Source organism: Blastococcus sp. VKM Ac-2987 (assembly GCF_026967805.1).
Classification (GTDB): domain Bacteria; phylum Actinomycetota; class Actinomycetes; order Mycobacteriales; family Geodermatophilaceae; genus Blastococcus.
This window is the reverse complement of the sequence record NZ_JAPVBG010000003.1, coordinates 377208-403980: the sequence shown is the minus strand read 5'-3', so window position 1 is coordinate 403980 and position 26773 is coordinate 377208. Positions and strand designations below refer to the sequence as shown.

Annotated in this window: 22 protein-coding genes; 6 read left to right on the top strand and 16 right to left on the bottom strand. The window is 73.8% G+C overall.

The annotated features are described in order from the left end of the window. Window positions 1-130: 130 nt before the first annotated feature. From O2W17_RS17195 to O2W17_RS17185, 3 genes are all read right to left on the bottom strand, one after another. Window positions 131-1234, bottom strand: coding sequence for an alpha/beta hydrolase fold domain-containing protein (locus tag O2W17_RS17195; RefSeq protein WP_269193666.1), 1104 nt, complete (start codon window positions 1232-1234; stop codon window positions 131-133). Window positions 1235-1414: 180 nt separating this feature from the next. Then, the gene (locus O2W17_RS17190; RefSeq protein WP_269193665.1) at window positions 1415-2245 is read right to left on the bottom strand and encodes a DUF2182 domain-containing protein; all 831 of its coding nucleotides are present in this window, start codon (window positions 2243-2245) and stop codon (window positions 1415-1417) included. A gap of 5 nt (window positions 2246-2250) precedes the next feature. Then, window positions 2251-2853, bottom strand: coding sequence for a DUF1326 domain-containing protein (locus tag O2W17_RS17185; RefSeq protein WP_269193664.1), 603 nt, complete (start codon window positions 2851-2853; stop codon window positions 2251-2253). A 528-nt stretch (window positions 2854-3381) separates the two neighbouring features. Here O2W17_RS17185 and O2W17_RS17180 point away from each other — a divergent pair. Beyond that, entirely contained in the window at window positions 3382-5118 is a 1737-nt protein-coding gene (locus O2W17_RS17180; protein WP_269193663.1) for a DUF429 domain-containing protein, read from the top strand. Between the two features lie 214 nt (window positions 5119-5332). Continuing rightward, on the top strand, window positions 5333-6304 hold the full coding sequence (locus tag O2W17_RS17175) for a quinone oxidoreductase family protein (RefSeq protein WP_269193662.1): 972 nt from the start codon (window positions 5333-5335) through the stop codon (window positions 6302-6304). An 85-nt stretch (window positions 6305-6389) separates the two neighbouring features. On the opposite strand, the gene O2W17_RS17170 is transcribed toward O2W17_RS17175, so the two are convergent. The 8 genes from O2W17_RS17170 to O2W17_RS17135 form a co-directional block, all read right to left on the bottom strand. Then, window positions 6390-7346 (bottom strand): VWA domain-containing protein, encoded by a 957-nt coding sequence (locus tag O2W17_RS17170; RefSeq protein ID WP_269193661.1) that lies wholly within the window; start codon window positions 7344-7346, stop codon window positions 6390-6392. Next, a complete protein-coding gene (locus O2W17_RS17165; RefSeq protein ID WP_269193660.1) occupies window positions 7343-8374 on the bottom strand; it encodes a DUF58 domain-containing protein in 1032 nt (343 codons plus the stop codon). The genes O2W17_RS17170 and O2W17_RS17165 overlap by 4 nt, the downstream gene beginning before the upstream one ends. Then, window positions 8371-9651 carry an AAA family ATPase gene (locus tag O2W17_RS17160; protein WP_269193659.1) on the bottom strand — a complete coding sequence of 427 codons (1281 nt, stop codon included), beginning with the start codon at window positions 9649-9651 and terminating at the stop codon, window positions 8371-8373. Before O2W17_RS17160 ends, O2W17_RS17165 begins: the two co-directional genes overlap by 4 nt. A gap of 277 nt (window positions 9652-9928) precedes the next feature. Beyond that, window positions 9929-11308, bottom strand: coding sequence for a C40 family peptidase (locus tag O2W17_RS17155; protein ID WP_269193658.1), 1380 nt, complete (start codon window positions 11306-11308; stop codon window positions 9929-9931). A gap of 185 nt (window positions 11309-11493) precedes the next feature. Further along, on the bottom strand, window positions 11494-13029 hold the full coding sequence (locus O2W17_RS17150; protein WP_269193657.1) for an AMP-binding protein: 1536 nt from the start codon (window positions 13027-13029) through the stop codon (window positions 11494-11496). Between the two features lie 105 nt (window positions 13030-13134). Next, on the bottom strand, window positions 13135-13560 hold the full coding sequence (locus O2W17_RS17145; RefSeq protein ID WP_269193656.1) for a DUF1772 domain-containing protein: 426 nt from the start codon (window positions 13558-13560) through the stop codon (window positions 13135-13137). Window positions 13561-13751: 191 nt separating this feature from the next. Next, window positions 13752-14510 carry an SIR2 family NAD-dependent protein deacylase gene (locus O2W17_RS17140; protein WP_269193655.1) on the bottom strand — a complete coding sequence of 253 codons (759 nt, stop codon included), beginning with the start codon at window positions 14508-14510 and terminating at the stop codon, window positions 13752-13754. Continuing rightward, window positions 14507-15502 carry a phosphatase PAP2 family protein gene (locus tag O2W17_RS17135; RefSeq protein ID WP_269193654.1) on the bottom strand — a complete coding sequence of 332 codons (996 nt, stop codon included), beginning with the start codon at window positions 15500-15502 and terminating at the stop codon, window positions 14507-14509. The genes O2W17_RS17140 and O2W17_RS17135 overlap by 4 nt, the downstream gene beginning before the upstream one ends. 274 nt (window positions 15503-15776) lie before the next feature. Here O2W17_RS17135 and O2W17_RS17130 point away from each other — a divergent pair, with 274 nt between their 5' ends. The 4 genes from O2W17_RS17130 (at window position 15777) to O2W17_RS17115 (ending at window position 21053) form a co-directional block, all read left to right on the top strand. After that, entirely contained in the window at window positions 15777-18632 is a 2856-nt protein-coding gene (locus O2W17_RS17130) for an aconitate hydratase (protein ID WP_269193653.1), read from the top strand. 25 nt (window positions 18633-18657) lie between these two features. Next, a complete protein-coding gene (locus O2W17_RS17125) occupies window positions 18658-19419 on the top strand; it encodes an SDR family oxidoreductase (RefSeq protein WP_269193652.1) in 762 nt (253 codons plus the stop codon). Window positions 19420-19436: 17 nt separating this feature from the next. Next, the gene (locus tag O2W17_RS17120; RefSeq protein WP_269193651.1) at window positions 19437-20132 is read left to right on the top strand and encodes a sirohydrochlorin chelatase; all 696 of its coding nucleotides are present in this window, start codon (window positions 19437-19439) and stop codon (window positions 20130-20132) included. A gap of 297 nt (window positions 20133-20429) precedes the next feature. After that, on the top strand, window positions 20430-21053 hold the full coding sequence (locus O2W17_RS17115) for a DUF881 domain-containing protein (RefSeq protein ID WP_269193650.1): 624 nt from the start codon (window positions 20430-20432) through the stop codon (window positions 21051-21053). A 6-nt stretch (window positions 21054-21059) separates the two neighbouring features. Here O2W17_RS17115 and O2W17_RS17110 read toward each other — a convergent pair whose 3' ends face one another. The 5 genes from O2W17_RS17110 to O2W17_RS17090 form a co-directional block, all read right to left on the bottom strand. Further along, a complete protein-coding gene (locus O2W17_RS17110; protein WP_269193649.1) occupies window positions 21060-21524 on the bottom strand; it encodes an SgcJ/EcaC family oxidoreductase in 465 nt (154 codons plus the stop codon). Window positions 21525-21773: 249 nt separating this feature from the next. Beyond that, window positions 21774-23666: an ABC transporter ATP-binding protein gene (locus tag O2W17_RS17105; protein WP_269193648.1), complete on the bottom strand. Its 1893-nt coding sequence runs from the start codon at window positions 23664-23666 to the stop codon at window positions 21774-21776. Between the two features lie 77 nt (window positions 23667-23743). Then, complete coding sequence (locus O2W17_RS17100; protein ID WP_269193647.1) at window positions 23744-24535, bottom strand: enoyl-CoA hydratase/isomerase family protein; 792 nt, start codon at window positions 24533-24535, stop codon at window positions 23744-23746. A 69-nt stretch (window positions 24536-24604) separates the two neighbouring features. Further along, window positions 24605-24835, bottom strand: coding sequence for a helix-turn-helix domain-containing protein (locus O2W17_RS17095; protein WP_269193646.1), 231 nt, complete (start codon window positions 24833-24835; stop codon window positions 24605-24607). Window positions 24836-25170: 335 nt separating this feature from the next. Further along, a complete protein-coding gene (locus O2W17_RS17090) occupies window positions 25171-26772 on the bottom strand; it encodes an ABC-F family ATP-binding cassette domain-containing protein (protein ID WP_269193645.1) in 1602 nt (533 codons plus the stop codon). Window position 26773: the final 1 nt, after the last annotated feature.

Here is a 26773-nt window from a genome sequence, read left to right as displayed (position 1 = left end):
CGGCACGTGGAAGTCGGTGGGATGCCCCGGAGCGCCGACTTCCTCGACCGCGTCCGACCCGCTCCGCGGGGTGAGCGGCAACGGGTCCGGTGCCCTCGACGTCGCCGATGACTAGCAGCGCCGTCGTCACTCAGAGCGCGTCAGCGAACCCCCGGATGTCGCGCACCGCCGCCTTGTACGCCTCGGGCACCGCCGCACGGAAGGACATGTCCGCGGCGTGGGTGAGGCCGAGGTTCACGCGGCCGACCACCGGGACCCCGGCCCGCTGCAGCAGCCGAAAGTAGGCGATCCCCTCGTCGCGCAGCGGGTCGAGCTCGTTGACTGCGATCACGTGCGGAGGCAACCCCGCGACGTCGTCCTCGGTGGCGAAGTACGGCCAGGCGAGCGGGTTCTCCGCGTTCTCGCCGGTCGGGTCGTAGACCGCCACGAGCATGTCCATCATGTCGCAGTTGATGTAGTGCCCGTCGTTCTCGACCATCGACGGCAGCTCCCGAAGCTTGCGCTCGCGGCTCCAGCCGTAGCCGCCACTGATGTACGGAACCATCGCGTAGACGCCGTCGATGCGGTTCAGCCGGTTCTCCCGCTTGGCCTTCAGCGTGGTGGCCAGCACGAGGTTGGCCCCGCCGGACGTTCCCTGCAGGACGATCCGGGTGATGCCCAGCTCGGCGCGGTGTTCGTGCACCCAGTCGAGCGCGGAGCTGCAGTCGTCCAGCCCCACCGGGAACGGGTTGGGCCCCTGCTCGGTCCAGGCGTTCCGGAAGCCGACGGTGACCACCACCATGCCGGTCAGGGCGAGGTCCTCGCTCCAGCGTCGGTGCACCGCGTTGTGCGCCTCGAGGATCGTCATGCCACCGCCGTGGATGTAGACCACGCACGGCAGTGGGCCCTCGACGCCGGCCGGACGGAGCACGTGCAGCGGGATCTCATATCCGTCGACCGCGCTCACCGTCTCCTGCCGGTGGTCGACATCGGCGCGCACCTCGTCGGGCCAGTCGCTGGGGACGGCGGCGTACAGCTCCTCGAAGGCGGCGTGCGAAGCGCCGACGAACTCGGCGACCGCCTCCGGCGGGGCGCTGCGGTCGAACGGCGGCGGGGCGGCGTGCCGGTCCAGCTGGAATGCCGCGAACGTCGCCCGCAGGCCGGGGTGCAGTCGTGGATCGGTGCGCAGCTCCACGTCCGGGTCGGCGAGCCGACCCTCCTGCCGCGCCCTGACCTCCTGCGTCGTCTCGCTCATGTGTCTCCTCGTGCGACCGGCGGCCGATACGCCGCACGGCACTGTGGCGCGAGTCACAACCGCAGTCGAGGAGTCGCAGGACCCGTGGAGTCCCTCGCGCGCCTGCCGCTGCAGGAGACTGCTGCGGGACACCACGGGCGACCACCGCTCGGGGCGCCCATCCGCGCCCGCCGCAGGTTCCTAGGAACTCATCGGACCCATCGTGCCCGTCTCCCCGGCTCCGGGAATCATGAGGGCCGGGACGGCATCCGGGGCCACGAACAGCAGCAGGCCGAGGCCGAGCAGCACAGCGGCCGTTCCGTACGTCGCGACCCTGCGCCAGGGCAGGGTCTTCTCGACCGCGATCAACCCGGCGACGAGGGCCATCCACACGATGCTCATGACCCCCAGGGCGAACAGCGAGGCCATGAGTGCCCAGCAGCAGCCGACGCACCAGGCGCCGTTCTTCGCGCCCATCAGGAACGCACCCCGGCGGCCGTCCCGCCACGCGCCGAGCAGGAACCCGAGCGGGCTGCGGCACTTGCCGAGACAGACGTCCTTCAACGGGGTCATCTCGTACGCCGCCGCGATGACCAGCGTGCCTCCCGCGATCCATCGGCCCGCCCGGTCCCAGGCCAGGAGATCGCCCGGCACCCGGCCGAGGATCACGGCGAGCGCATAGGCGAAAAGTCCGGCGCCGGCCCACGTGGCCAGATAGCCGCCGGTGAACAGCAGCGGTGAGAGCGGGGACCGCCGCCCGGTCATGCGGGAGTAGAGGGCGATCGTCGGTGCGACGGACGGGAACATCATCGCCGCCATCATCACGACCCACAGGACGAGGAACCAGCCCAGCGTGCCGAGGCCGGTCCACGGCCCGTCGTCCATGCCCCGCATCCGGTCGACCGTCCACCACCACCCCGCGCCGGCGAGCGCGAAGAGCGCGGCGACCAGCAGGAGCCGCACGCGCACCGCGGCGAAGGCGGGCGCCAGCCCCCCGCCGGCGCTGGAGCGTTCCCGGGTCGGCGCGCTCACGGGTGTCAGCCGGCCCAGGAGAAGTCCGAGGTCGACAGCCCGGTCTTGCCCTCGTACCGGATCCCGAAGGCGTCGATCCGCGAACTCCGCGCCTCGGCCATGGTCAGGTTCGCCCCGGCCGGGTGGAACATCCCGTCGAACCGCACCGGCTGCCCGTCCTCCTTGCCGAACGGCACGATGTCCTCCACCTCGAACTCGATCACGTCACCCACGCGGACGCGGTGCAGGAGCCCGTCGTCGCTGATCTCGATCCTCGCCCGCTCGACACCCGCGATCTCGCCGACGAGCGGGGCGAGCGCGGCCATCGGGCCGCCGAGCTGCCCGCCGAAGACCTTGACCAGCTTGTCGAACTGGTCGTCGTCGGCCTGGTCGTCGACGAACACACCGAGGCGCCAGCCGCCGTCGGTCATGACCTTCGGGGTGTCGATGATCGCCACGACACGACGGCCCCTGACATCGGTGCCCTCGACCTGGCCCTCGCGGATGTCGAAGGCCAGGGTCGCTCGGCAGTAGTCGTAGGTGGCACCGTGGTCGAACGAGAGATTGCAGGGGCACATCAGCTCGCACGAGCAGGTCTCGGCGTAGCTGCCTCTGACGTTCCACGACATCGCCGGCTCCCTCCACAGGAGAGGACCAGTGTCGAACCGCCGTCGGTGACCGGTCAACCTCCTCGGGCGCGGACGCCGACTCTGCCGGGGTGTCTTCCCCGTTCCAGTGGTCACCGGGCCAGGCCCAGCCAGCCTGCCTGCCTGCGTGCGTGCCGCGCAGATCACCCGCTTCGGCGGGCCCGGGGTCCACGACGTCGTCGACACCCCCGAGCCGGAGGCGGCCCCGGCCAGCGGGTCTTCGACGTCTCCACCGCCGGCATCGACCTCGCCGACCCCACCGCCGGCTGTCTGGCCACTGACCTGACGGCGGCCTGTGGGCGGGCAGCTCGGGGAGCCGCGCCTGCGGCGAGTCGGTGTCGTCACGTCCACGCAGCGGGTCCATGTCCTCGCGTTCGTCCACCCGGTGGACAGCCGGCCGGTGGAACGGCGCTCATCCGAGCGATCTCGGGCAGCTCGTCACACGGACCCGCCAGGCAGATCTCATGGGACGAGCCCCGCCGAGCTGCGGGGGCCGGGCATGCTGGCCTTGTGCACCACATCGGGATCGACCTCGCCTGGGGGCTCAGGCAACCCACCGGCCTCGCCGTGCTGGATGACGCCGGCCGGCTGGTGCACGTCAGCGCGGTGCGCACCGACGAGGAGATCGAGACCGCGCTGGCCCCGTTCACCGCCGGCCCGTGCATCGTGGCGATAGACGCCCCGCTGGTGGTCACCAACGCCACCGGGAATCGAGCCGCTGAGCGGGCGCTCAACGCCGACTTCGCGAGGTTCGAGGCCGGAGCGCACCCGACGAACACCGGCAGGCCCGAGTTCACCGATGGTGACACCCGCGGCGGGCGGATCGGCCGGCGCCTGCGGCTCGACCTCGACCCCCGCTCGGGCCGCGACCGCCGCGCGATCGAGGTGTACCCGCACGCGGCGACGGTGGCGCTGTTCCGGCTGGGCCGCACGCTGAAGTACAAGAACAAGCCGGGCCGGGCGCTCGAGCAGATGCGTGCGGAGCTGCTGCTGCTCATCGATCTGCTGGGCGCGGTGGCCGAGCTCGACCTCGGCGCACCGTTCGCCGCGCTGCGCCAGCAGGTGCAGGACGCCAGCCGCAAGAGCGAGCTGCGGGTGGCGGAGGACCAGGTGGACGCCGTGGTGTGCGCCTACGTGGGATGGATCGCCGTCCGGCGCCCGGACGAGGTGACCACCTACGGCGACGCGGCCGGCGGCGCCATCGTGACCCCGACCCTGCCGCCGGACCTGGAGCCCGGCCCGCAGGTCGCCGCACCCCCGCCCGACCCGGTGCAGCAGGCCATCCAGGCGTACGCCGACGGCCGGCCCGAGACCCTGGTCGCCGGGGCGCAGGCGCTCGCGCTCGTCACCGCGGTGCTCAACGACGCCGGGATCAACTACCTGTCGGTGACCGGGCGGACCAAGACCATCGCCTCGTTCGCGGAGAAGGCGGCCCGCACGGTCGACGGCGCGCCTGCCTACCCGGACCCGGCGCGCGACATCACCGACCAGATCGGCGTGCGGGTGATCACCTACGTGCAGAGCGACGTGGAGGCGGTCGCCGAGCTGCTGGCCGCGCAGGTGCGGGTGATCGACGACCGCGACATGGGACGGCGGACCGCGCAGCAGGGCCGGTTCGGCTACTCCAGCCGGCACCTGCTGATCGGCGTGGACCCGGGCCGGGCGGCGGAGCTGCCGGAGCTGGTCGGGCGCGTGGTGCAGGTGCAGGTGCGCACGGTGCTGCAACACGCGTGGGCCGAGTTCGAGCACGACATCCGCTACAAGGGCACGGTGCCGGACGAGCACGCCTCCGAGTTCGACCGCCGCTTCACCCTGGCCGCCGGGCTGCTGGAGCTGGCCGACCAGCAGTTCACCGCGATCCGCGAACGCCTACGGGCACCGGTTCCCAGCGACGAGGCCGACGACATCGACCCCGACGACCCTCGGATCGCGCCCCGCGAGCTGGCTGCGTTCCTGGCCGGGCAGTACGCCGACGCCGGCTGGTCACGCCCGGACCACTACACCTGGATCTCCGGCCTGCTCCTGGAGCTGGGCGTGACCAGCCTGGTGGAGCTGGGTGAGGTGCTCCGCGGTGTCGACGACAGCGGCATCACCGCCCGGATGGACTACCGCTATCCCCCGGGTGCCGTGCGCCGGCTGGACGACACGCTGCTGGCCGGCTTCGGGCAGCGGTACGTGGACCTGCACGGCAACGCCGACCGGCGGGGCGCGCTGGCCACCCGGCTGCAGCGGCTCGCCGGCGGCTGACCCTCGGCCAGGCAGCCGCCCGCGCGAGCGATGGGGAGCCCGCACCACCGGTGGGGCTGCGGGCGCCCCTGTCCGACTTCTACGTCGAGCTCGCCGACGACCACGCCCACCTCTGGATCCGGCGGCTCACCACCACGCCCCGGCCGAGCACCCGGCGACCGGCGGGGCTGGCCGGAACGACGTCCGGGCGTGAGCAGGTCATAGCCTCACCCTCATGCGCGCAGTCCAGATCACCGAGTTCGGTGGCCCCGAGGTCCTGACCGTCGTCGACGTCCCGGAGCCGGAGGCGGGCCCGGGCACAACCTTGCACGACGTCTCGGCCGCCGGGGTGAACTACGCCGACACACACCAGATCGAGAACTCCTACCTGGCCGAGCAGAGACTGCCGCTCGTCCCGGGCGCCGAGTTCGTCGGCACCCCGGTCGGGGGCGGTCAGCGGGTCGTCGGCCTCCTCGACGGCGGCGGGTACGCCGAGAAGGTGGCGGCGCACGACGCGCTCACCTGGCCGGTGCCCGACGGCGTCAGCGACGAGCAGGCCCTGTCGTTGGTGTTGCAGGGCAGCACCGCCTGGCACCTGCTGCGCACCAGCGCGCACCTGGCCGAGGGCGAGACGGTCGTCGTCATCGCCGGAGCCGGCGGTGTGGGCTCGCTGGCCGTCCAGCTGGCCCGCCGCTGGGGCGCCGGCCGGGTCATCGCCACCGCGTCCAGCCCGGAGAAGCGGAAGCTCGCCGAGGAGCTCGGCGCGCACGCCACCGTCGACCCGGCGCTGGCCGACGAGGACCCGAAGCGGTTCACCGGGGCCCTGCGGGAGGCCAACGGCGGCAAGCCGGTCGACATCGTGCTGGAGATGACCGGCGGCAACGTCTTCTCCGGCTCGCTGTCCGCGCTCGCGCCGTTCGGCCGGCTGGTCACCTACGGCATGGCCGCGCGGCAGCAGACCCCTTCGGTGCCGCCGGGGATGCTGATGCAGAAGAGCCGAGCGGTCATCGGCTTCTGGCTGGCGCACTGCATGGCGCGACCGCAGATGATGGACGCCGCCATGACCGACCTGCTGCAGCAGGTCGCCGACGGCCAGCTGCACCCGGTGATCGGCGGCCGCTACCCGCTGTCGGGCGTCGCCGACGCCCACCAGGACCTGCTCGCCCGCCGCACCACCGGCAAGCTCGTCCTCGACCCCGCCCGCTGACCCTGGCCGCGCACGGCGGCTCGTCCTCGCGGTGTTGCAGCCGTCCGTGCCGTCGACGGCGCGGACGGCTGCGGTACCGCGCGGCTCAGATCAGCCGGTTGGTCCAGAACAGGCTGAGGATCGCGCCGACCAGCACGACCAGGACGCCGGCCCGCACGAACCACGGGCTGATGTCCTTGGGCTCGGTGGTGTAGCCGATCTGGCTGCCCAGGTCGGAGTAGACCTGCTCCAGCTCCGCCGCGCTGGCGGCCTCGCTGAAGCTGCCGCCGGTCTGGTCGGCGATCTCCTCCAGCGCCCCCCGGTCCACCGGCACCGGCACCTGCTCCCCGTCGATGTCGAGGGTGCCGTAGTCGGTGCCGAACGCGATGGTCGAGACGGGCACCCCCGCGGCGCGCGCGGCGTCGACGGCCTGCGAGTTGTCCCGGCCGACGGTGTTGGTGCCGTCGGACAGCAGCACGATCCGCGCCGGCGGCGGCTCCTCGCCGTTGCTCTCCAGCGAGGTCTGGAAGTTCTCGATCGCCGCCAGCGAGGTGAACACCGCCTCGCCGATCGCGGTGGCCTCGGCGAGGTCGAGGTTCTCGATCGCGGTCGCCACCTGCGCGCGGTCCGTCGTCGGCGGGACCACGGTGGTGGCCGTCCCGGCGAAGGTGACCAGCCCCAGGTTGATCCGCTCGGGCAGCACGTCGACGAACTCGGTGGCCGCCCGCTGCATCGCCCGGAACCGGGTGGGCTCGACGTCCTCGGCCTCCATGGACAGCGACACGTCGACGGCCATCACCACGGTCGCCTTCTCCCGCGGCACCCGCACCTCGGTGCTCGGCACGGCCAGGGAGACGACGAGCGTGGCCAGGCCGAGCGCGACCACCCCGAACGCCAGGTGCCGCTTCCAGCCGGGCCGCCTGGGCACCAGCGAGCTCAGCAGCGCCACGTTGGTGAACCGGGCCGCGTACGCCTTGCGCCGCAGCTGCATCAGCACGTAGACGGCCACCAGCAGGGCGACCACCAGCAGGGCCAGCAGCCACCACGGGGACTGGAACGTCATCGGGAGGCCCCTCCGTTGCCGGCACGCCGGCGTTCGGCGACGAAGCGGACGACGTCCATGAGCCAGTCACGGTCGGTCCGCAGTTGCAGGTGGCCGGCGCCGGCCCGGCGCAGCGCCGCGGCCACCCGCTCGCGCTGGGCCGCGGCACCCTCGGCGTAGCGGGCGCGGAACTCGGCGTCCCCGGTCGGCACCTCGAGCGTCTCGCCGGTCTCGGGGTCCACCACGGTGAGCAGGCCGACGTCGGGCAGCTCCAGTTCCCGGGGGTCGACGACCTCGACGGCCAGCAGATCGTGCCGGGTGCCCAGACCGCGCAGCGGCCGCTCCCAGTCGCTGTCGCCGAGGAAGTCCGAGATCACCACGACCAGCCCGCGGCGGCGCAGCGGCCGGCGCAGCGTCTCCAGCGCGGCCGCGAGGTCCCCGCGCCGTCCGCTCTCGGCCCGGGGCGTGGCCACCACCGAGCGGAGCAGCCGCTCGGCGGCCAGCCGGCCGGGCATCGCCGGGTAGCGGTCGACCCGCTCCCCCGTGGTGACGACGGCGCCGAGCCGGTTGCCCCCGTGCACGGTGAGGTGGCCGACGGCGGCGAGGCCGGCGATCGCCAGGTCCCGTTTCTGGCAGTTCGCGGTGCCGAAGTCGAGGCTGGCCGACAGGTCGACCACCGCCCAGGTCTCGAGCTCGCGGTCGGCGATCGTCTCGCGGACGTGCGCGACCTGGGTGCGGGCGGTGACCGGCCAGTCCATCCGCCGGACGTCGTCTCCGGCGTGGTAGGTCCGCGAGTCGCCGGCCTCGCTGCCCGAGCCGGGCACCAGGCCCAGGTGGTCCCCCTGCAGCAGGCCGTCGAGCCGGCGGCGCACGGTCAGTTCCAGCCGGCGCAGCAGCACGTCGGCCGGGCCGTCGGTGAACCGCGGCGGCGCACCGTCGTCGCCCGGTCCCCCGCCCGCCGCCGAGCCGGGCGTCGCCGGGTGCAGCAGCAGGCCGGGGTGCTCGGGCGCGGCCGGGAGCGGTTCCTCCCGGCGACGACGGCGGATCACCTCGGCTGCGACCCGGGTGCGGCGCCGTTGGGGCCGCCGTTGCCGCCGGCGGCCGACGCACCGCCGTGGGGGCCGGCCTCCGGGCCGCCGGGCCCCTGCTGACCCGGGCCGTACTGCCGGCCGCCCGGCGCCTGCCCCCACGGGGCGCCGTTCGGCACGCCCTGCGGCGGACCGAAGAACGGGGCGCCCTGGCCGGGCGGCACCGCGGGCCCGCCCGGAGCACCGGGGCCCCCGCCGGAGGCGCCCTGCCGAGGCGCCACCTGCGGCAGCGGGACCGTCTGCACGATCCGCTTGACGATGTGGTCGGCCGGCACGCCGTCGGCGAGCGCGTCGTAGGAGAGCACCAGGCGGTGGCGCAGCACGTCCGCGGTGACGTCGAGGACGTCCTGCGGCAGGACGTAGTCCCGGCCGCGCACCAGGGCCAGGGCGCGGCTGGCGGCGATCAGGCCGAGCGAGGCGCGCGGGCTGGCGCCGTAGGAGACCCAGCTGGCGACGTCCTCCATGCCGTGCTCCCGCGGCGACCGGGTGGCCACCACCAGCCGGACGACGTAGTCGACCAGGGCGTGGTGCACGAAGACCTGGGAGGCGGTCCGCTGCAGCCGGCGCAGCTCGCCGGGCGCGAGCACCGTCTCGGCCACCGGCGGCTCGGCGCCCATCCGGTAGATGATCTCCCGCTCCTCCTCGGAGCTGGGGTAGTCGACCAGCACCTTCATGAGGAAGCGGTCGCGCTGCGCCTCGGGCAGCGGGTAGACGCCCTCGGACTCGATCGGGTTCTGCGTGGCCAGCACGAGGAACGGGTCGGGCAGCGGGTGGGTGACGCCGCCGATGGAGACCTGCCGCTCGGCCATGACCTCCAGCAGCGCCGACTGCACCTTGGCCGGCGCGCGGTTGATCTCGTCGGTGAGGACGAAGTTGGCGAACACCGGGCCGAGCTCGGTGTCGAAGGCATCCTGGCCGGCCTTGTAGATGCGGGTGCCGAGGATGTCGGCGGGCACGAGGTCCGGGGTGAACTGCAGTCGGGCGAAGCTGCCGCCGACGACCTTCGCCAGCGTCTCGACGGCGAGGGTCTTCGCGACGCCGGGCACACCCTCCAGCAGCACGTGCCCCCGGGCCAGCAGGGCGACGAGCATCCGCTCCACGAGCCGGTCCTGGCCGACGATGACGCGCTTGATCTCGAAGAGGACCCGTTCCAGCCGGGCGGCGTCGACCGAGGGCGGCACGGGCGCCTGCGGGTGGGCGGGCGCGCTCTCGGTCGGAGTGCTGGCAGCGCTGGACACGTGGCTCCCTGGTCGTGCCGGGCCGCGACTGCCCGGCTCGGGCAGGCCGTCGACGGGGCGGTGTCGTCCCGGCCCCCTGCCCAGTGTCCTACACGAAACCGGCTCGGCCACTCCCCGACGGCGCAGGCGGCGCGTGGCCTGCGCGAACAGGACGCTGCAGCGGCGTCGAGACCCCTGCCCGCGGAGCGTCCGGACTGCTAGCCTCGCGACTGCGTCGGGCAGCTCCCCCCGTGGCTGCCCGACGCCTTTTCGTGCGCCCCTCGTCGGGGCAGCCCCCTCAGGCGCTCGGTCGCACCGCGCCGAAGTACGTGCTGCTCGAGGTGCGCACCCTGGCGACGGTCACGTGCTCCCCGCGGTCCGGCGCCTCGATCATCTGCCCGCCGCCGATGTAGATCGCCACGTGCGTGATGGACATGTAGTCGTCCCGGTCGCCGCCCCAGAACAGCAGGTCGCCGGGCCGCAGGTCGCCGGTCGCCACCTGCTTCGTGCGGTTGAGCCACCACTGGTCGCGGCTGGTCCCGCCGATGGCGATGCCGGCGCGGGCGTAGGCGTACTGGGTGAGGCCCGAGCAGTCGAAGCCGAAGATCTGGGTGTCCGGGGCGATCCCGTTGCTCGGGCCGTTGCTCCCGCCGCCGCCCCACGAGTAGGGCACGCCGAGCTGCGAGCGCGCCGCGGCGATGGCCGTGGCGACCGCCGACGTCGAGGGCGCACCGGCCGTGCCGCCGTCGGGACGGACGGGCGTCGGCTTGACCGGTACCGGCACCGGGGCGGGTGCGGGTCGGGCGGGAGTGCGCTCCGGGGCCGCCACCGGCGCGGGCGCAGGCGCAGGCGCGGGTGCCGCCACCGGCGCGGGAGCCGGCCGGGCGGCGGCTTCCTGCGCGGCGGCCCGGGCACCCTCCAGGCCGTCGAGGGCCTGCTGCGCCTGCGCGAGCTCGGCCTGGAGACCGTCCTCCTGGGCGGCGAGCGCGTCGGCCTGGCTGCGCGCGGACAGCTCGTGGGACTGCGCGCTCGCCAGCAGCTCGGCGGCCTGCTGCTGGACGGTCTCGGCCTGCTCGGCGGTCTCCCGGGCGAGCTGCTCGGCGGTCTCCGCCTCCGCCTCCAGGACGGTGAGCTCGGCCACGACCTCGGTGCGGTTGACCCCCGCGGCGTCGAGCAGCGCCGAGCGCTCGATCAGCTCGGCCGGCCCGCCGGAGCTGAGCAGCGCGGTGATGCCCGGCGCGGTGGAGCCCTGCATGTAGCTGGCCCGCGCGAAGGAGGCGACGTCGTCGCGCCCGTGCTGCAGGTCGGCGGCCGCCCGGACGGCCGCGGCGGCCGCGGCGTCGGCGGCGGTGCGGGCGGCGTCGTACGCCGCCTGCTTGTCCTCGTAGTCCTGCTGCGCGATGAGCGCCGCCTGGTGGGCGGCGTCGATGCCGGCCCGGGCCCGCGCCAGCTGCGCGCCAATCTCCCCGACCCGGGTGGCGGCATCGGCCTCCGCCCGCTCCGCGGCGCCGAGCTCGGCATCGCTGGGGTTCCGCGGCGCGGCACCGGCCGGCGACGGGGTCAGGCCGATCGCCACCGCGGCGACGAGGAGCGTGACCGCCGTCCGCAGCGCCTGGCGGCCGCCATGACGCCCGACCACCCCGGAGGGGGAACCGGTACCGCCCCGCACCGTGCGCATCCGCGTTCCGCTGCCCACGACCTGCCTCTTCCCGACGTCCACGGGACGCCCGGTCGGGCGTCCCGTGGAGTCATCGGGCGGTGGGGCAGGACCGTTGAGGAGGGCTCACCCCGACGGGTGGGACCGCCCGAGCGGGTGAACCCTCCCCTTACGGAGGCCGCGCGCCGGCCGGCCCTCCGGAGAACTCAGTTGACCTGGCGGTCGGAGCCGGCCCAGAAGTCCTGCCGCAGCTTGAACTTCTGGATCTTGCCGGTGGCGGTGCGGGCGAGCTCGTCGCGAAACTCGACCCGCTTGGGCGCCTTGTACCCGGCGAGCCGGGCCTTGCAGTGGGCGATGATGTCGGCCTCCGTGGCCTGCTCCCCCTCGGCCAGGACCACGATCGCGGTCACCATCTCCCCCCACTTCTCGTCGGGGATGCCGATGACCGCCGCCTCGGCCACCGCCGGGTGGCTGAACACGACGTCCTCGACCTCGATCGAGGAGACGTTCTCGCCGCCGGTGATGATCACGTCCTTCTTGCGGTCGGAGATGGCGACGTAGCCCTCGTCGTCGATGCTGCCGCCGTCGCCGGTGTGGAACCAGCCGTCCTCCAGCGCCTCGGCCGAGGCGTCGGGGTTCTCCCAGTAACCGGCGAGCACGGTGTTGCTGCGCGCCAGCACCTCGCCGGTGTCGCTCACCGACATCCGGGTGCCGATCGACGGCGCGCCCGCGCGGGACAGCCGCTTGGCGCGCTCCTCGGCGTCGAGGTCGTCGTACTCGGCGCGCGGCCGGTTGATGGTGAGCAGGGGCGCGGTCTCGGTCAGGCCGTAGATCTGGTTGAACTCCCACCCGAGCTCGGCCTCCACGCGGGCGATCGTCCGCGACGGCGGCGGCGCACCGGCGACGATGATCCGCACCCGGTCGCGCCCGGGGATCTCGCCGTCCCAGTCCGCGGCCGCCTCCAGGACGGCGTTCCAGACCGCCGGGGCCCCGGCCATCAGCGTCACGCCGTGCTGGTCCACCCGCCGCAGGATCTCCGCGCCGTCGATCTTGCGGATCACCACCTGGCGGGCGCCGACCCCGGCCATGGCGTAGGGCAGCCCCCAGCCGTTGCAGTGGAACATCGGCAGGGTGTGCATGTAGACGTCGCGGTCGCTGACCTGCATGTGCATGCCGAAGGTGACCGCGTTGACCCAGATGTTGCGGTGGGTCATCTGCACGCCCTTGGGCCGCGCCGTCGTCCCGCTCGTGTAGTTGATGGTCGCCGTGGCGTCCTCGTCCGGCTCCGACCACGGCCGCGGCTCGACGTCGAACCGCAGCAGCTGCTCGTACTCCTCCCCCGTGCCGAACCGGTGCTCGGCACCCACGCCCTTCAGCGAGCTCTCCAGCTCCGGGTCGACCAGCAGCACCCGGGCGCCGGAGTGCCCGACGATGTACTCGACCTCCTCGGGCTGCAGCCGGAAGTTGATCGGCACGGCGACGCGGCCCGAGGACGGCACGGACAGCAGCAGCTCGAGCAGCCGGGCGGAGTTGTGGCTGACGATCGCCACCCGCTCGCCCTCGGCGATGCCCAGGGCGTCGAGCCCGGCCTGCAGGGCGCGGCCCCGCCGGGCCACCTCGCGGTAGGTGACGTCGCCGAGCGACGGCGCGGGCTGCGCCGGCTCGTCGACGGCGCCGATCCGGTCGCCGTAGACCAGCTCGGCCCGGTCGAGGAAGTCGCGACTGGTGAGGGGGACGCGCATGCCGGCTCCCGGAGGTGCTGGGCCGGCACCGGGCCGGCCGAAGAGGTGGTCCCCGTCACGCTATCGGTCAGCGGGGACGACGACGAGCGGCCGGGCGCGTGCCGATCAGGTGGCCAGCAGCGCCCACGCGGCCGCTGCCGTGCTGGCGGTGGCGGCGCCCGCCCGCACGCCGTCCACGGACAGCAGGCGGCGGTGCGCGGCGGCGTCCCAGCCGCGGTCGAGTCGGCGGTGCAACGGGACGGCGAGCAGCGCGGTGACCGCCAGGACGACGGCCAGGCCCGCCGCACCGACGAGGACGGGGAGCAGCGGCGTCCCGGCCGGCCGGGCTACCAGGAGCGCCAGCGTCGTGACCCCCTGCCCGGCGAACAGCGGACCGACGACCCGGGTGACCCGCCGCTGGTGGCTGCGCTCGTAGGCGGCGAAGGCGGCGGGTGGGACCTGGGCGAACTGCGGGTAGACCACGATCCGCACGGCCCACTGGAACCCGGCGTACGCCGCGGTGAGCGCGAGGTGGACGACGAGCAGCGTCACCGCGGGTCGGGGACGGCGCCGGTCACGCCGCCCACGGTAGGTCGCGGCCGTGGCGCTCCGGAACGATCAGGTCACCTGATCGTTCCGGGTCCTGGCTCAGCACCGGTCGTGAGCCAGGACCCGGTGCGGTGAGCCAGGAGCCAGCCGGTGCGGTGAGCCAGGGTCAGCCGGCGCAGTGAAAGGGAACGCGTTCAGCCGGCCGCGACCAGCCGCGGCAGCGCGGTCCCGATCGGCTCGCGGACGACGAGATCGGCGACGTCGTCGTACGGGGTGGGCTCGGCGTTGACCACCACCACGCGGGCGCCGTGCCGGACGGCGACGTCGACCAGTCCCGCCGCCGGGTGGACCTGGAGGGAGGTCCCCACCGCGAGCAGCACGTCGCAGTCGGCGGCGGCCGCCGCGGCGGCGTCGATCACCGCGGGGTCGAGCAGCTGCCCGAAGCTGATCGTCGCCGACTTGAGGATGCCGCCGCAGACCCGGCAGGCGGGGTCGGGGTCTCCAGCGGCGACCCGGTCCAGCGCCTCACGCATCGTCGTCCGGTCCCGGCAGCCCAGGCACTCGACCTCGTGCACCGTGCCGTGGATCTCCAGCACCCGCTCCGGCGCCGACCCGGCGGCCTGGTGCAGGCCGTCGACGTTCTGGGTGATCAGCGTGCGCAGCCGGCCCTGCCCCTCCAGGTCGACCAGCGCCGCGTGGCCGGCGTTGGGGCGCACGTCCAGCGCGCCCATGTCCCGGCGCATCAGCCAGGCCCGGCGCCGGATGTCGGGGTCGCGCACGTAGTAGGACAGCGTCACGAGCTTCTCGGCGTCCGGGTCGCGGGTCCAGACCCCGTTCGGCCCCCGGTAGTCGGGGATGCCGCTGTCGGTGGAGATGCCCGCGCCGGTGAGCGCGGTGATCCGGGAGGCGGCGGTCAGCCAGCCGGGCAGGGGTTCGGGGACGGCGCCGGTCACGCCCGCCACGGTAGGGCCGCGCGGCGGACGCCCGCGCGGACCAGCCGTCCGGCCGGCGGGGCGAGCAGGACGACGCCGCAGGCGTACGCGGCGCCCAGCAGGGTGTCGACGACGTAGTGCTCGCCGGACCAGACCAGCACCAGCGGCATCAGCACGGCGTAGGCCACCAGCGCGACCCGCTGCCACGTCCGCCGGGCCAGCGGGAGCAGGACCATGCACATCAGGACGGCGAACGCCGTGTGCAGCGACGGCACCGCCGCCACCAGGTTGACCTGGCCCTGGCTCGTGGCGAGCAGCACGCCGGCGCGGGGCAGCCCCAGCACCTCCCAGCCGGCGCTGCTGACCCGCCCGACCGGCTCGATCACGCCCTCCTTCGCGGCCAGCCACGGCGGGGCGGCGGGGTACAGCACGTAGGTCACCAGGCCGGCCAGCGACAGCGCCACCACCAGGCGGGCGCACCGCGCCCAGCGGGCCCGGTCGCGCAGCCACAGGACGGCGAGGACCACCGGCGTGACGACGAAGTGGCTGCTGTAGACGAGCGTGGCCAGCGCCTTCCACCAGTCGGCCCGCACGTTCTCCTGCAGCCAGACGGTGGGCAGCACGCCGCCGCCGAGCCACCGGTCCGCGTCGGCCGGCTCGGTCACGTGCACCGGCATGCCCAGGCCGTCGGCGAGCCCGCGGGTGGCGTCGTAGGCCAGCAGCACCGCCGCCAGCGGCAGCCAGTCCACCAGCAGGCGGACGAGCCGGCGCCAGCCCTGGGTGGCCGCGGAGACGCCCAGCCCGGCCAGCACCCAGCCCAGCAGCACGACGCGGTCGGTCGGCAGCCCACGGACGGCGCAGGTCCCGGCGAACGCCACTCCCAGGCACGTCCAGAGCACCCAGGTCACCAGCCGGGCGCGGGCCGGCCGCCCGGGCAGGCGGAGGCCGGCGAGCTGCTCCGGCGCGGGACGCGCCCCGGCGAGGACGGGTGCCGGTGGGTCGACCGCGGTCATGGCGCGGGACCGTAACCGCGCGGCGGCCGGCGGAGCGGCAGGTCTCCGCGGCACGCCGTCCCCGGGGGCCGGGTGGGACGGGTGCGGCGGTACGGGCGGGAGGGACGCCGGCATCCCGGCGTCCGCACGAACCGGGCGGCGCGTGTTTCCCGGGAGGTGGCACAGGTCACCGGGTGAGGGAAGGGTCGCCTGACTCGGTGCTCCCGGCCGCGAACTGGGATGATCGAGGGTGGTCAACGAAGCGTGATGAACCACGAGGGGTAGGCGCAGACAAGTGGCAGCCAGCAAGGACAGCTTCGGAGCCCGCTCGACGCTCAGCGTCGACGGCACCGACTACGACATCTACCGGCTCGACGCGGTCGAGGGCTCCGAGAAGCTGCCCTTCAGCCTGAAGGTGCTCCTCGAGAACCTCCTGCGCACCGAGGACGGCGCGGACATCACCGCCGACCACATCCGGGCGATCGCCAACTGGGACCCGTCGGCCGAGCCCGACCAGGAGATCCAGTTCACCCCGGCCCGCGTGGTCATGCAGGACTTCACCGGCGTCCCCTGCATCGTCGACCTCGCCACCATGCGCGAGGCCATGGCGGAGCTGGGCGGCGACCCGCAGAAGATCAACCCGCTCGCCCCGGCTGAGCTGGTCATCGACCACTCCGTGATCGCCGACATCTTCGGCACCGAGGACTCGTTCGAGCGCAACGTCGAGATCGAGTACGAGCGCAACGGCGAGCGTTACCAGTTCCTGCGCTGGGGCCAGGGCGCCTTCAGCGACTTCAAGGTGGTCCCCCCGGGCACCGGCATCGTCCACCAGGTCAACATCGAGCACCTGGCGCGCGTGGTGTTCCCGCGGCAGGAGGGCGACCGCGTGATCGCCTACCCCGACACCTGCGTGGGCACCGACTCGCACACCACGATGGTCAACGGCCTGGGCGTCCTGGGCTGGGGCGTCGGCGGCATCGAGGCCGAGGCCGCGATGCTCGGCCAGCCGGTGTCGATGCTCATCCCGCGCGTCGTCGGCTTCAAGCTCTCCGGGCAGCTCCCGGACGGCGCCACCGCGACCGACCTGGTCCTCACCATCACCGAGATGCTGCGCGAGCACGGCGTGGTCGGGAAGTTCGTCGAGTTCTACGGCGAGGGCGTCTCGGCGGTACCGCTGGCCAACCGCGCCACGATCGGCAACATGAGCCCGGAGTTCGGCTCCACCGCGGCGATGTTCCCCATCGACGAGGAGACCATCACCTACCTGCAGCTGACCGGTCGCTCGCCGGAGCAGGTCGCCCTCGTGGAGGCCTACGCCAAGGAGCAGGGCCTCTGGCACGACGCGTCCCGCGAGCCGGCGTTCTCCGAGTACCTCGAGCTGGACCTGGCGACCGTCGTCCCCTCGATCGCCGGTCCGAAGCGCCCGCAGGACCGCGTCGCCATCACCGACGCCAAGCCCGCCTTCCGCGAGGCCCTGGTCGACTACGTGGCCGCCGACGAGACCGGTGGCGAGGACCGCAAGCCCGGTGTCCCCGGCAACGAGCAGCCCTACGGCGTGGACTCCGCCGTCGACGAGGCCTCGGCGGAGTCCTTCCCGGCCTCCGACCCGGCGGCGCCGTCCGAGCACGGCAACGGCGCGGCCGGCAAGCCGCACCACGTCGACGGGCACGCCGTCGCCGAGCGGCCGCGGAAGCCCACCAAGGTCGTCATGGAGGACGGCACGGAGACCGAGGTCGACCACGGCTCCGTCGTGATCGCCGCTATCACCTCCTGCACCAACACGTCCAACCCGCAGGTGATGATCGGCGCGGCCATGCTGGCCAAGAACGCCGTCGAGCGCGGCCTGACCAGCAAGCCGTGGGTCAAGACGACGCTGGCCCCCGGGTCCAAGGTCGTCATGGACTACTACGAGAAGGCCGAGCTCACCCCGTACCTGGAGAAGCTCGGTTTCTACCTGGTCGGCTACGGCTGCACCACCTGCATCGGCAACTCCGGCCCGCTGCCGGAGCCGGTCTCGGCCGCGGTCAACGAGGCCGACCTCGCCGTCGTCTCGGTGCTGTCGGGCAACCGCAACTTCGAGGGCCGGATCAACCCCGACGTCAAGATGAACTACCTGGCGTCCCCGCCGCTGGTCATCGCCTACGCGCTGGCCGGTTCCATGGACGTCGACCTCAACAACGACCCGCTCGGCCAGGACCAGGACGGCAACGACGTCTTCCTGCGTGACATCTGGCCCTCGCCGCAGGAGGTCCAGCGGGTCATCGACCACGCCGTCTCCGCCGAGCAGTTCGGCCGCAGCTACGCCGACGTGTTCGCCGGCACCGAGCAGTGGCAGAACCTGCCCACGCCCACCGGCGACACCTTCGAGTGGGCCGAGGACAGCACCTACGTCCGGCGTCCTCCGTACTTCGAGGGCATGCCGGCCGAGCCGGCCCCGGTCGAGGACATCACCGGCGCCCGCACCCTCGCGGTGCTCGGCGACTCGGTGACCACCGACCACATCTCGCCGGCCGGCTCCATCAAGGCCGACAGCCCCGCCGGGCAGTACCTGCGCGAGCACGGTGTGGACCGTCGCGACTTCAACTCCTACGGCTCGCGCCGCGGGAACCACGAGGTCATGATCCGCGGCACCTTCGCCAACATCCGGCTGCGCAACCAGCTGGTCCCCGGCACCGAGGGTGGCGTCACCAAGAACCACCTGACCGGCGAGACGACGACGATCTACGACGCCTCGCGCGCCTACATCGACGCCGGCATCCCGCTGGTCGTGCTGGCCGGCAAGGAGTACGGCTCGGGCTCGTCGCGCGACTGGGCCGCCAAGGGCACCGCGCTGCTGGGCGTCAAGGCCGTCATCGCCGAGAGCTACGAGCGCATCCACCGCTCGAACCTCATCGGCATGGGAGTGCTGCCGCTGCAGTTCCCCGAGGGCCAGGACCGCGAGTCGCTCGGCCTGAACGGCGACGAGGAGTTCACCATCACCGGGATCACCGCCCTGAACGACGGCGAGGTCCCGCGCACGGTCAAGGTGAAGGCCGGTGACGTGGAGTTCGACGCCCGCGTCCGGATCGACACCCCTGGCGAGGCGAACTACTACCGCAACGGCGGGATCATGCAGTACGTCCTGCGGTCGCTGCGCGGCAGCGCGGCCTGACCGACGGACGGCTGAGGACCCGCTGATGGACCTGGGCCTGGGTGGTCGTGGATTCCTGCTCACCGGCGCGAGCCGGGGGCTGGGGTTCGCGACCGCCCGGGCCCTCGTCGACGACGGGGCCCGGGTGCTGGTCAGCTCCCGCTCCGCGGACGGCGTCGGCTCGGCCGTCGACGCGCTCGGCGGCGAGCCGGCCGCGACCGGGGTGGCCGCCGACCTGGCCGATCCCGACGCCGCCGAGCGGCTGGTCGGCGAGGCGAGGACCCGCCTGGGCCAGGTGGACGGTGCGCTGATCAGCGTCGGCGGCCCGAAGCCCGGCAGCGTGCTGGACACCCCCGAGGACGCCTGGCGCACCGCCGTCGACAGCGTCCTCCTCGGCCCCCTGCGCTTGGTCAGGACACTGGTCCCCCACCTCGGCGACGGGGCCGTGATCGCCTTCGTGCTCTCCATCTCGGTGCGCCAGCCGGTCGGGCACCTGGCGATCTCCAACGGTCTGCGCCCCGGCCTGGCGATGACGGCGAAGGCGCTGGCCGACGAGCTGGGGCCGAGAGGCATCCGCGTGCTCGGGCTGCTGCCCGGCACCATCGCCACCGACCGGATCACCGAGATCGAGGCCGCATCGGGTGATCCGGCCGCCATGCGCGCCCGGACCGAGGCATCGATCCCGCTGCGCCGGGTCGGGCGGCCCGAGGAGTTCGGCCGGGTGGCGGCGTTCGCCCTCTCCCCCGCCGCCTCCTTCCTCAACGGGACGATGATCGCCGTCGACGGCGGGGCGACCCGGGCGCTGTGACACCCACACCCGCACCAGTGCTCGTCGCCTGCGCGCACGGCACCCGCAACCCCACCGGCCGCCGGCTGATCGCCGAGCTCGCCCTCGCCGCCCGAACCCAGCGCCCCGGGCTCGTGACGACCGCGGCGTTCGTCGACGTGCAGCCGCCCACCGTCGTCGACGTCGTCGCCGGGCTGTCGGCCGACGGGCGGCCGGCGGTGGTCGTCCCGCTGCTGCTGTCCGGCGGCTACCACGTGCACGTGGACATCGCCCAGGCCGTGGCGTCGGCTCCCGGAACCGTGGCCGCCCGGCCGCTGGGGCCCGATCCCCGGCTGGCGGCCGTGCTGCGCGACCGGCTGGTGCAGGCCGGCGCGGACCCCGCCGATCCGCGGACCGCCGTGGTGCTCGCCGCCGCCGGCTCCAGCGACCCCCGCTCGGTCGCCGACGTGGAGCGCACCGCGGCGCTGGTCCAGGATTCGTGGGGCGGGCCGGTCACCACCGGCTACGGCTCGGCGGCCCGCCCGGCGGTGCCCGACGCGGTCGCTGCCGCCCGTGCGGCCGGCGCGACGACCGTGGTGGTCGCGTCCTACCTGCTGGCGCCGGGGCACTTCCACGACAAGCTGGGCGGGGCGGGTGCCGACGTCGTCACCGCGCCCCTGCTGCCGGACGACCGGATCGCCGCGATCCTGCTCGACCGGTACGACGCAGCCACCCCATCGGCGCAGGCCCGCTGACCCGCCCGGGCGCCACCGGCACGGGAGGGCGCTGACCTACTGTGGGGTGCGATGGAGCGCGAGCCGACGACCGACGGGGTGCCGGACCCGTCAGCCGGGTCGTCGCGCGGGGCCGAGCCGGCCGAGGTCGCGTCCTCCGAGCAGCCGTCCGCCGCACAGCCGGCCACCGCGCAGCCGGCCACCGACGGGGCGGACGCAGCGCCGTCCGGATCCGCCGTTCCCCCGCCGGCCGCTGAACCCTCGACCTCCACTGGAGCGTCACGGTCCCGGCGCGGGTGGAGCCGCCCGGTCGCGGCCGTGGCCACCGCCGGGTTGACCGTGACGCTGGGCTTCGCGCTCACCGTCCAGATCCGGAACACCGCCGAGCCGGAGGACCAGGACGTGCGGCGCGAGGCGGATCTCGTGCTGATCCTCGACGACCTCAACGCCCGCGAAGAGGCGCTGCGGCGGCAGATCGGCGAGACGCGCCGGACCGTCGAGGAGCTCAGCGGCGACCAGGAGGAGTTCGGCCCGGCGCTCGAGCAGGCGCGGTCCCGTGCCGAGGCCATCGGCATCCTCGCCGGCACCCTCCCGGCGTCCGGTCCCGGCCTGCAGATCACCATCCAGGACCCTGACGGCGCCGTGCCGGCGTCGGTGGTGCTGGGCGCCATCCAGGAGCTCCGGGGCGCCGGTGCGGAGGCGCTCCAGTTCGACGACGTACGGGTGGTCGCGTCCAGCGCCGTCACCGGGACCCCGGGCGACCTGCGCATCGACGGGCAGCCGCTGAGCGCCCCCTACGACGTCCGCGTCGTCGGCCCGCCCGCAGCGATGGCCGTCGCGCTGGAGGTCTCCGGCGGGATCGTCGACGACGTCGGCCGGGTGGGCGGCAAGGCCGTCGTGGAGCAGGTCGACGTCATCACCGTCGACGCGACGGTCGACTGACCCCGGTCACTGCGGGATGAGCAGCCCGCGGAGCTCCTCGGTGAGCTCCTCCCGGGCCTCCGGGTGCTGGTGCCACGCGGCGGGGGTCGCCTGGAACAGCGAGATCCGCCAGCGGCCACGCCCCTCGTCGACGGCGACCATCGTGTGGACCGCGTTCAGCTCCGGGTCGAGGTCGCTCCCGCCGGCGGGGATCATCCCGGCGTGCGCGGTGAGCATCGCGACCCCCTCGCCTACCGGCCGCACCGAGCGGACCACCGCGACGTACGCGGGGGTCTGGTGCGAGCCGAAGACCTGGCGGAGATCCGCGGCGATGGAGAGCCGGCCGCGGTGGTGGGTCCCGTCGAACCCGATGATGTCCCCGTCGTCGGCGAAACCGGCCGCCACCGCCGCGCCGCTGCGCCGGTTCCACCCGTCGACGAACTGGGCGTAGAGCGAACGGATCTGGGAGTCCTGCGGGTGCGCTGCGGTCACGTCTCCTCCTCGCTGGCGTTCGCCGGTTCGTCCGACGCCTGCTGTGGTTCTGCGTGACCGCGCCAGCCCGGTCACGTGTCCCCGGCTGCGGCCGCCTGGGACAGGAGTGACGCTAGTGGTCGGAGGGCCAGGCTCGTCCGACCCCCGCCGGAGTCACCCACCGTCTCAACTGCTGTTTCGTGGTTCTCCCGAGCGCCCACGACAGCGCGTGCCCGGCCATGAGCACAGCGCCACTGATTCTCGGTGCGGTCACCCGACGACGACCCGGCCGTCCTCCTTCTGCGCGAACTGGGTGCGGTACAGGTCGGCGTAGCGGCCGCCCCGCGCGAGGAGCTCCTCGTGCGTCCCGGACTGCACGATCCGCCCGCCGTCGACCACCAGGATCTGGTCGGCGCTGCGGATGGTGGACAGCCGGTGGGCGATGACCAGCGAGGTGCGCCCGGCCAGCGCGGTGTCCAGCGCGTGCTGGACCGCGGCCTCCGACTCGCTGTCCAGGTGGGCGGTCGCCTCGTCGAGGATCACGATCCCGGGCGCCTTGAGCAGCACCCGGGCGATCGCCAGGCGCTGCTTCTCGCCGCCGGAGAGCCGGTAGCCGCGGTCGCCCACGACGGTGTCCAGCCCCTCGGGGAGCGCGCGCACCAGGTCGCCGATGCGGGCGCCGGTCAGCGCGTCCCACAGCTGCTCGTCCGAGGCCTCCGGACGGGCGTAGAGCAGGTTGGCCCGGATGGTGTCGTGGAACAGGTGCGCGTCCTGGCTGACCACGCCGATCGCGTCGCGGAGCGAGGCGAGGGTCGCCTGCCGCACGTCCACCCCCCCGACCCGCACCGCGCCGCCGGTCGCGTCGTACAGCCGCGGTACGAGGTTGGCGATCGTCGACTTGCCCGCGCCCGAGTGGCCGACCAGCGCGACCAGGTGGCCTGGCTCGACCCGGAAGCTGACGTCGTGCAGCACGTCGACCGGGCCGCCGTGCTCGGGCAGCGACACCTCCTCCAGCGACGGCAGCGACACGTCCGCACCCGCGGGGTAGCTGAACGAGACGGCGTCGAACTCGATCGAGCGGTCGTCGGCCGGCACGGGGACGGCGTCCGGCGCCTGCCGGATCATCGGCGGCAGGTCGAGGACCTCGAAGACGCGGTCGAAGCTCACCATCGCGCTCATGACGTCGACCCGCACGTTCGCCAGCGCGGTGAGCGGGCCGTACAGCCGGGACAGCAGCAGGGCCAGCGCGACGACGTCGCCCGCGGTCAGCGTGCCGGTGAAGGCCAGCCAGCCACCGAGGCCGTAGACCAGCGCGGTGGCCAGGGCGGCCACCAGCGTGAGGGCGGTGAAGAAGGTGCGGCCGTACATGGCCGACAGCACGCCGATGTCCCGCACCCGGGCGGCGCGGCCGCGGAAGGACTCCGCCTCGGCGGTGGGCCGGCCGAAGAGCTTGACCAGCAGCGCGCCGGCGACGTTGAACCGCTCGGTCATCGTCGCGTTCATGGAGGCGTTGAGCGAGTAGGACTCCCGGGTGATCTCCTGCAGCCGGCTGCCGATCCGCCGGGCGGGCAGCACGAACAGCGGCACGAGCACCAGCGACAGCAGCGTGATCTGCCAGGACAACGTGAGCATCACGCCGGCGGTGAGCACCAGGCCGATGACGTTGGAGACGACGCCGGAGAGCGTGGACGTGAACGCCTGCTGGGCGCCGATGACGTCGTTGTTGAGCCGGCTGACCAGGGCCCCGGTCTGGGTGCGGGTGAAGAACGCGACCGGCATCCGCTGGACGTGCTCGAAGACCTGGCTGCGCAGGTCGTAGATGACGCCCTCGCCGATCCGCGCCGAGTACCAGCGGGTGGCCAGCGAGATGCCGGCGTCGACCACCGCGAGCCCGGCGATGAGCAGCGCGATGCGCACGATGCCAGCGGCGGTGCCCTCGAGCCCGGCGATCCGGTTGACGATGTTGCCGGCCAGCAGCGGGGTGATCACCCCGATCACCGAGGACCCGACGACCAGGACCAGGAACTTGGTCAGCTCGCGCTTGTAGGGGCGGGCGATGCCGAGGATCCGCCGGACGGTCCCCTTCGGCAGCCGCCGTGCGGTCACCGACGGGTCGCGCCGGAACGACCGCATCGCCGCCATGGAGGTCATGGGACTGTCCACCGAGCCTCCTCCGTCCGCCGGTTCCGCCCCGGCGGATCCTCCAACCGGGGCGCGACGGCGGTTGTTCCGACGACCGGTCAGCGGCCGCCCGCGAGATCGTGCAGGCGCTGCACCTGGGCAGCCCGCTCGGCGGCGTCCTGGGTCGGGAAGTCGTTGCGCACCGCGGAGCGCACCAGGGCCGCGGTCGCCCGGCCGGCCCCGGCCGGCGGCGCCAGCAGCGCCGCGGTGAGGTCGCCGACGGCGTCGTCCAGCTCGGCGACCGGGACGACGGCGGTGGCCAGCCCGATCGCCCGGGCCTCCGCCGCGCCGACGGCCCGCCCGGTCAGGCACAGCTCCAGCGCCCGGGAGTACCCGACGAGCTCGACCAGCGTGCTCGTCCCGGTGAGGTCGGGCACGAGGCCGAGGGTGACCTCCGGCAGCCGGAGCTGGGCGTCCTCGGCGAACACCCGGAGGTCGCAGGCGAGCGCCAGCTGGGCGCCCGCACCGATGGCGTGCCCCTGCACCGCGGCGATCGAGACGATGCCCGGTGACCGGAGCCAGCGGAAACCCGCCTGGTAGCCCCGGATGCGCTCCTGCGCCTCCTCGACCGGCAGGCGGACGAGCTCGCCGAGCCCACCCCCCGCGGTGGACGAGGTGTCGAACATGCTCCGGTCGAGGCCGGCCGAGAAGGACCGGCCCTCGCCGCGCAGGATGACGACGCGGACCTCGTCGTCGAGCGAGGCCCCGACGTCGGCCAGCGCCGACCAGGTGGCCGGCGTCTGGGCGTTCAGCTGGTCCGGACGGTCCAGCGTGACGGTGAGGACGGCGCCGTCGCGGCTGGTCCGCACCCAGCCGGAGGTGGCGGACGAAAACGTGGGGTCCGCGGTCACGACCCTGCCTCGCCGACGCTCGTCAGGCGCGGACCGCGCGGTGCTGTGCCTACCGGTTCGTCCGCGAGCTCACTCACTCTTCTTGCTGTTCCGGTTCGCCCCACCGCGGCTGCGCAGCGAGGCCCCGGACTCCGACAGGAGCCGGTGCACGAAGCCGTAGGACCGGTTCGTGGAGGTGGCCAGCGACCGGATGCTCTCGCCCTCGTCGTACCGCTTGCGCAGCTCGTCGGCGAGCGTGGACCGGTCTCCGCCGGTGATCCGCTTGCCCTTGCCGAGGTCCGAAGTGCTCGTGTCGGCCATGGCTCCCCTCCGTGTCAGCCACCGGCCCGCCGGCACCGGAGATGCCGGCCGCGTGGTGGCCAGTTGTTGGCTGTCGCCCTGGTGCCGCCGTCCCGTCGACCACGGCTCCCTCGAACCCATGATCACCCAGACCCATGACCTCGGCCATACGAATGGCGACCTTCCGAGCGGGGCCCGAAGGTCCCCGAGGAAGGTCGCGGACGCGCGGAGCGGGGCCGGGGACGGCACGAAGCCGCGGCACCCCGCGAGCCGCCCCTGCGAGGCGCCAGGGACGCGCTCGTCGCAGCAGGGGGACGGCACCTGGCCGCGGGTGTCGGCCGGAGGCCGACGATGTATCAGGCCAGTTCGACGAGGTCGGCGAGGTCCTCGCTCCAGGCGTCCTCCGTGCCGTCGGGCAGCATGATGACCTTGTCGGGGTCGAGCGCCCGCACGGCGCCCTCGTCGTGGGTGACCAGGACGATCGCGCCGGCGTAGGTGCGCAGCGCCTCCAGCACCTGCTCCCGGCTGGCCGGGTCGAGGTTGTTCGTCGGCTCGTCGAGCAGCAGCACGTTGGCGCCGGAGACGACGAGCGTGGCCATCGCCAGCCGGGTGCGCTCCCCACCGGAGAGCGTGCCGGAGCGCTGGTCGACCGACTCGCCGGAGAAGAGGAACGCGCCGAGGATCCGGCGCAGCTCGGTGTCGGTGCTGTCCGGGGCCGCGGAGCGCATGTTCTCCAGCAGCGACCGGTCCATGTCGATGGTCTCGTGCTCCTGGGCGTAGTAGCCGATCCGCAGCCCGTGCCCGGGCTTCACCGCACCGGTGTCGGGGCTCTCGGTGCCGGCCAGCATCCGCAGCAGCGTGGTCTTGCCTGCACCGTTGAGCCCGAGGACGACGACGCGCGCGCCCTTGTCCACCGCCAGGTCGACGTCGGTGAAGATCTCCAGCGAGCCGTAGCTCTTGGAAAGGCCCTCGGCCGTCAGCGGGGTCCGGCCGCACTGCGCCGGCGTCGGGAACCGCAGCTTGGCGACCCGGTCCTGCACCCGGACGTCGGCCAGCCCGGAGGCGAGCCGCTCGGCCCGCTTGTCCATGCTCTTGGCGGCCTTGGCCTTGGTGGCCTTGGCCCGCATCTTGTCCGCCTGTGCGGTGAGCGTGTCGATCTTCCGCTCGGTGTTGGCGCGCTCCTGCTTGCGCCGCCGCTCGTCGGTCTCCCGCTGGGCCAGGTAGGGCTTCCAGCCGAGGTTGTAGACGTCGACGGTCGCCCGGTTCGCGTCGAGGTGCCACACCTTGTTGACGACGGCGTCGAGCAGCTCGACGTCGTGGCTGATCACGATCAGCCCGCCGCGGTGGCTGGAGAGGAAGCCCCTGAGCCAGGTGATCGAGTCGCCGTCCAGGTGGTTGGTGGGCTCGTCGAGCAGCAGCGTCTCGGCGTCGGAGAAGAGGATGCGGGCCAGCTCGACGCGGCGGCGCTGACCGCCGGAGAGGGTGCGCAGCGGCTGCACCAGCACGCGGTCGGGCAGGCCCAGGTTGCTGCAGATCCGGGCGGCGTCGCTCTCCGCGGCGTACCCGCCGAGCGCGGCGAACTGGTCCTCCAGCCGCCCGTAGCGCCGGACCGCCTTGTCCCGCTCGGCGTCGTCGGCGGGCTCGGCCATGGCGACCTGGGCCTTGACCATCTGCGCCCGGATCACGTCGAGCCCGCGGCCGGAGAGCACCCGGTCGCTGGCGGTGATGTCGAGGTCGCCGCTGCGCGGGTCCTGCGGGAGGTAGCCGATCTCGCCGGTGACCTCCACCTTGCCGCTGTGCGGCAGCCGCTCCCCGGCGAGGGTGGTCAGCGTCGTCGTCTTGCCCGCACCGTTGCGCCCCACCAGTCCGATCCGGTCACCCGGCTGAACCCGCAGGTCGACCTCGCTGAGGAGGATGCGGGCGCCGGCGCGCAGCTCCAGGCCCGTCGTCGTGATCACT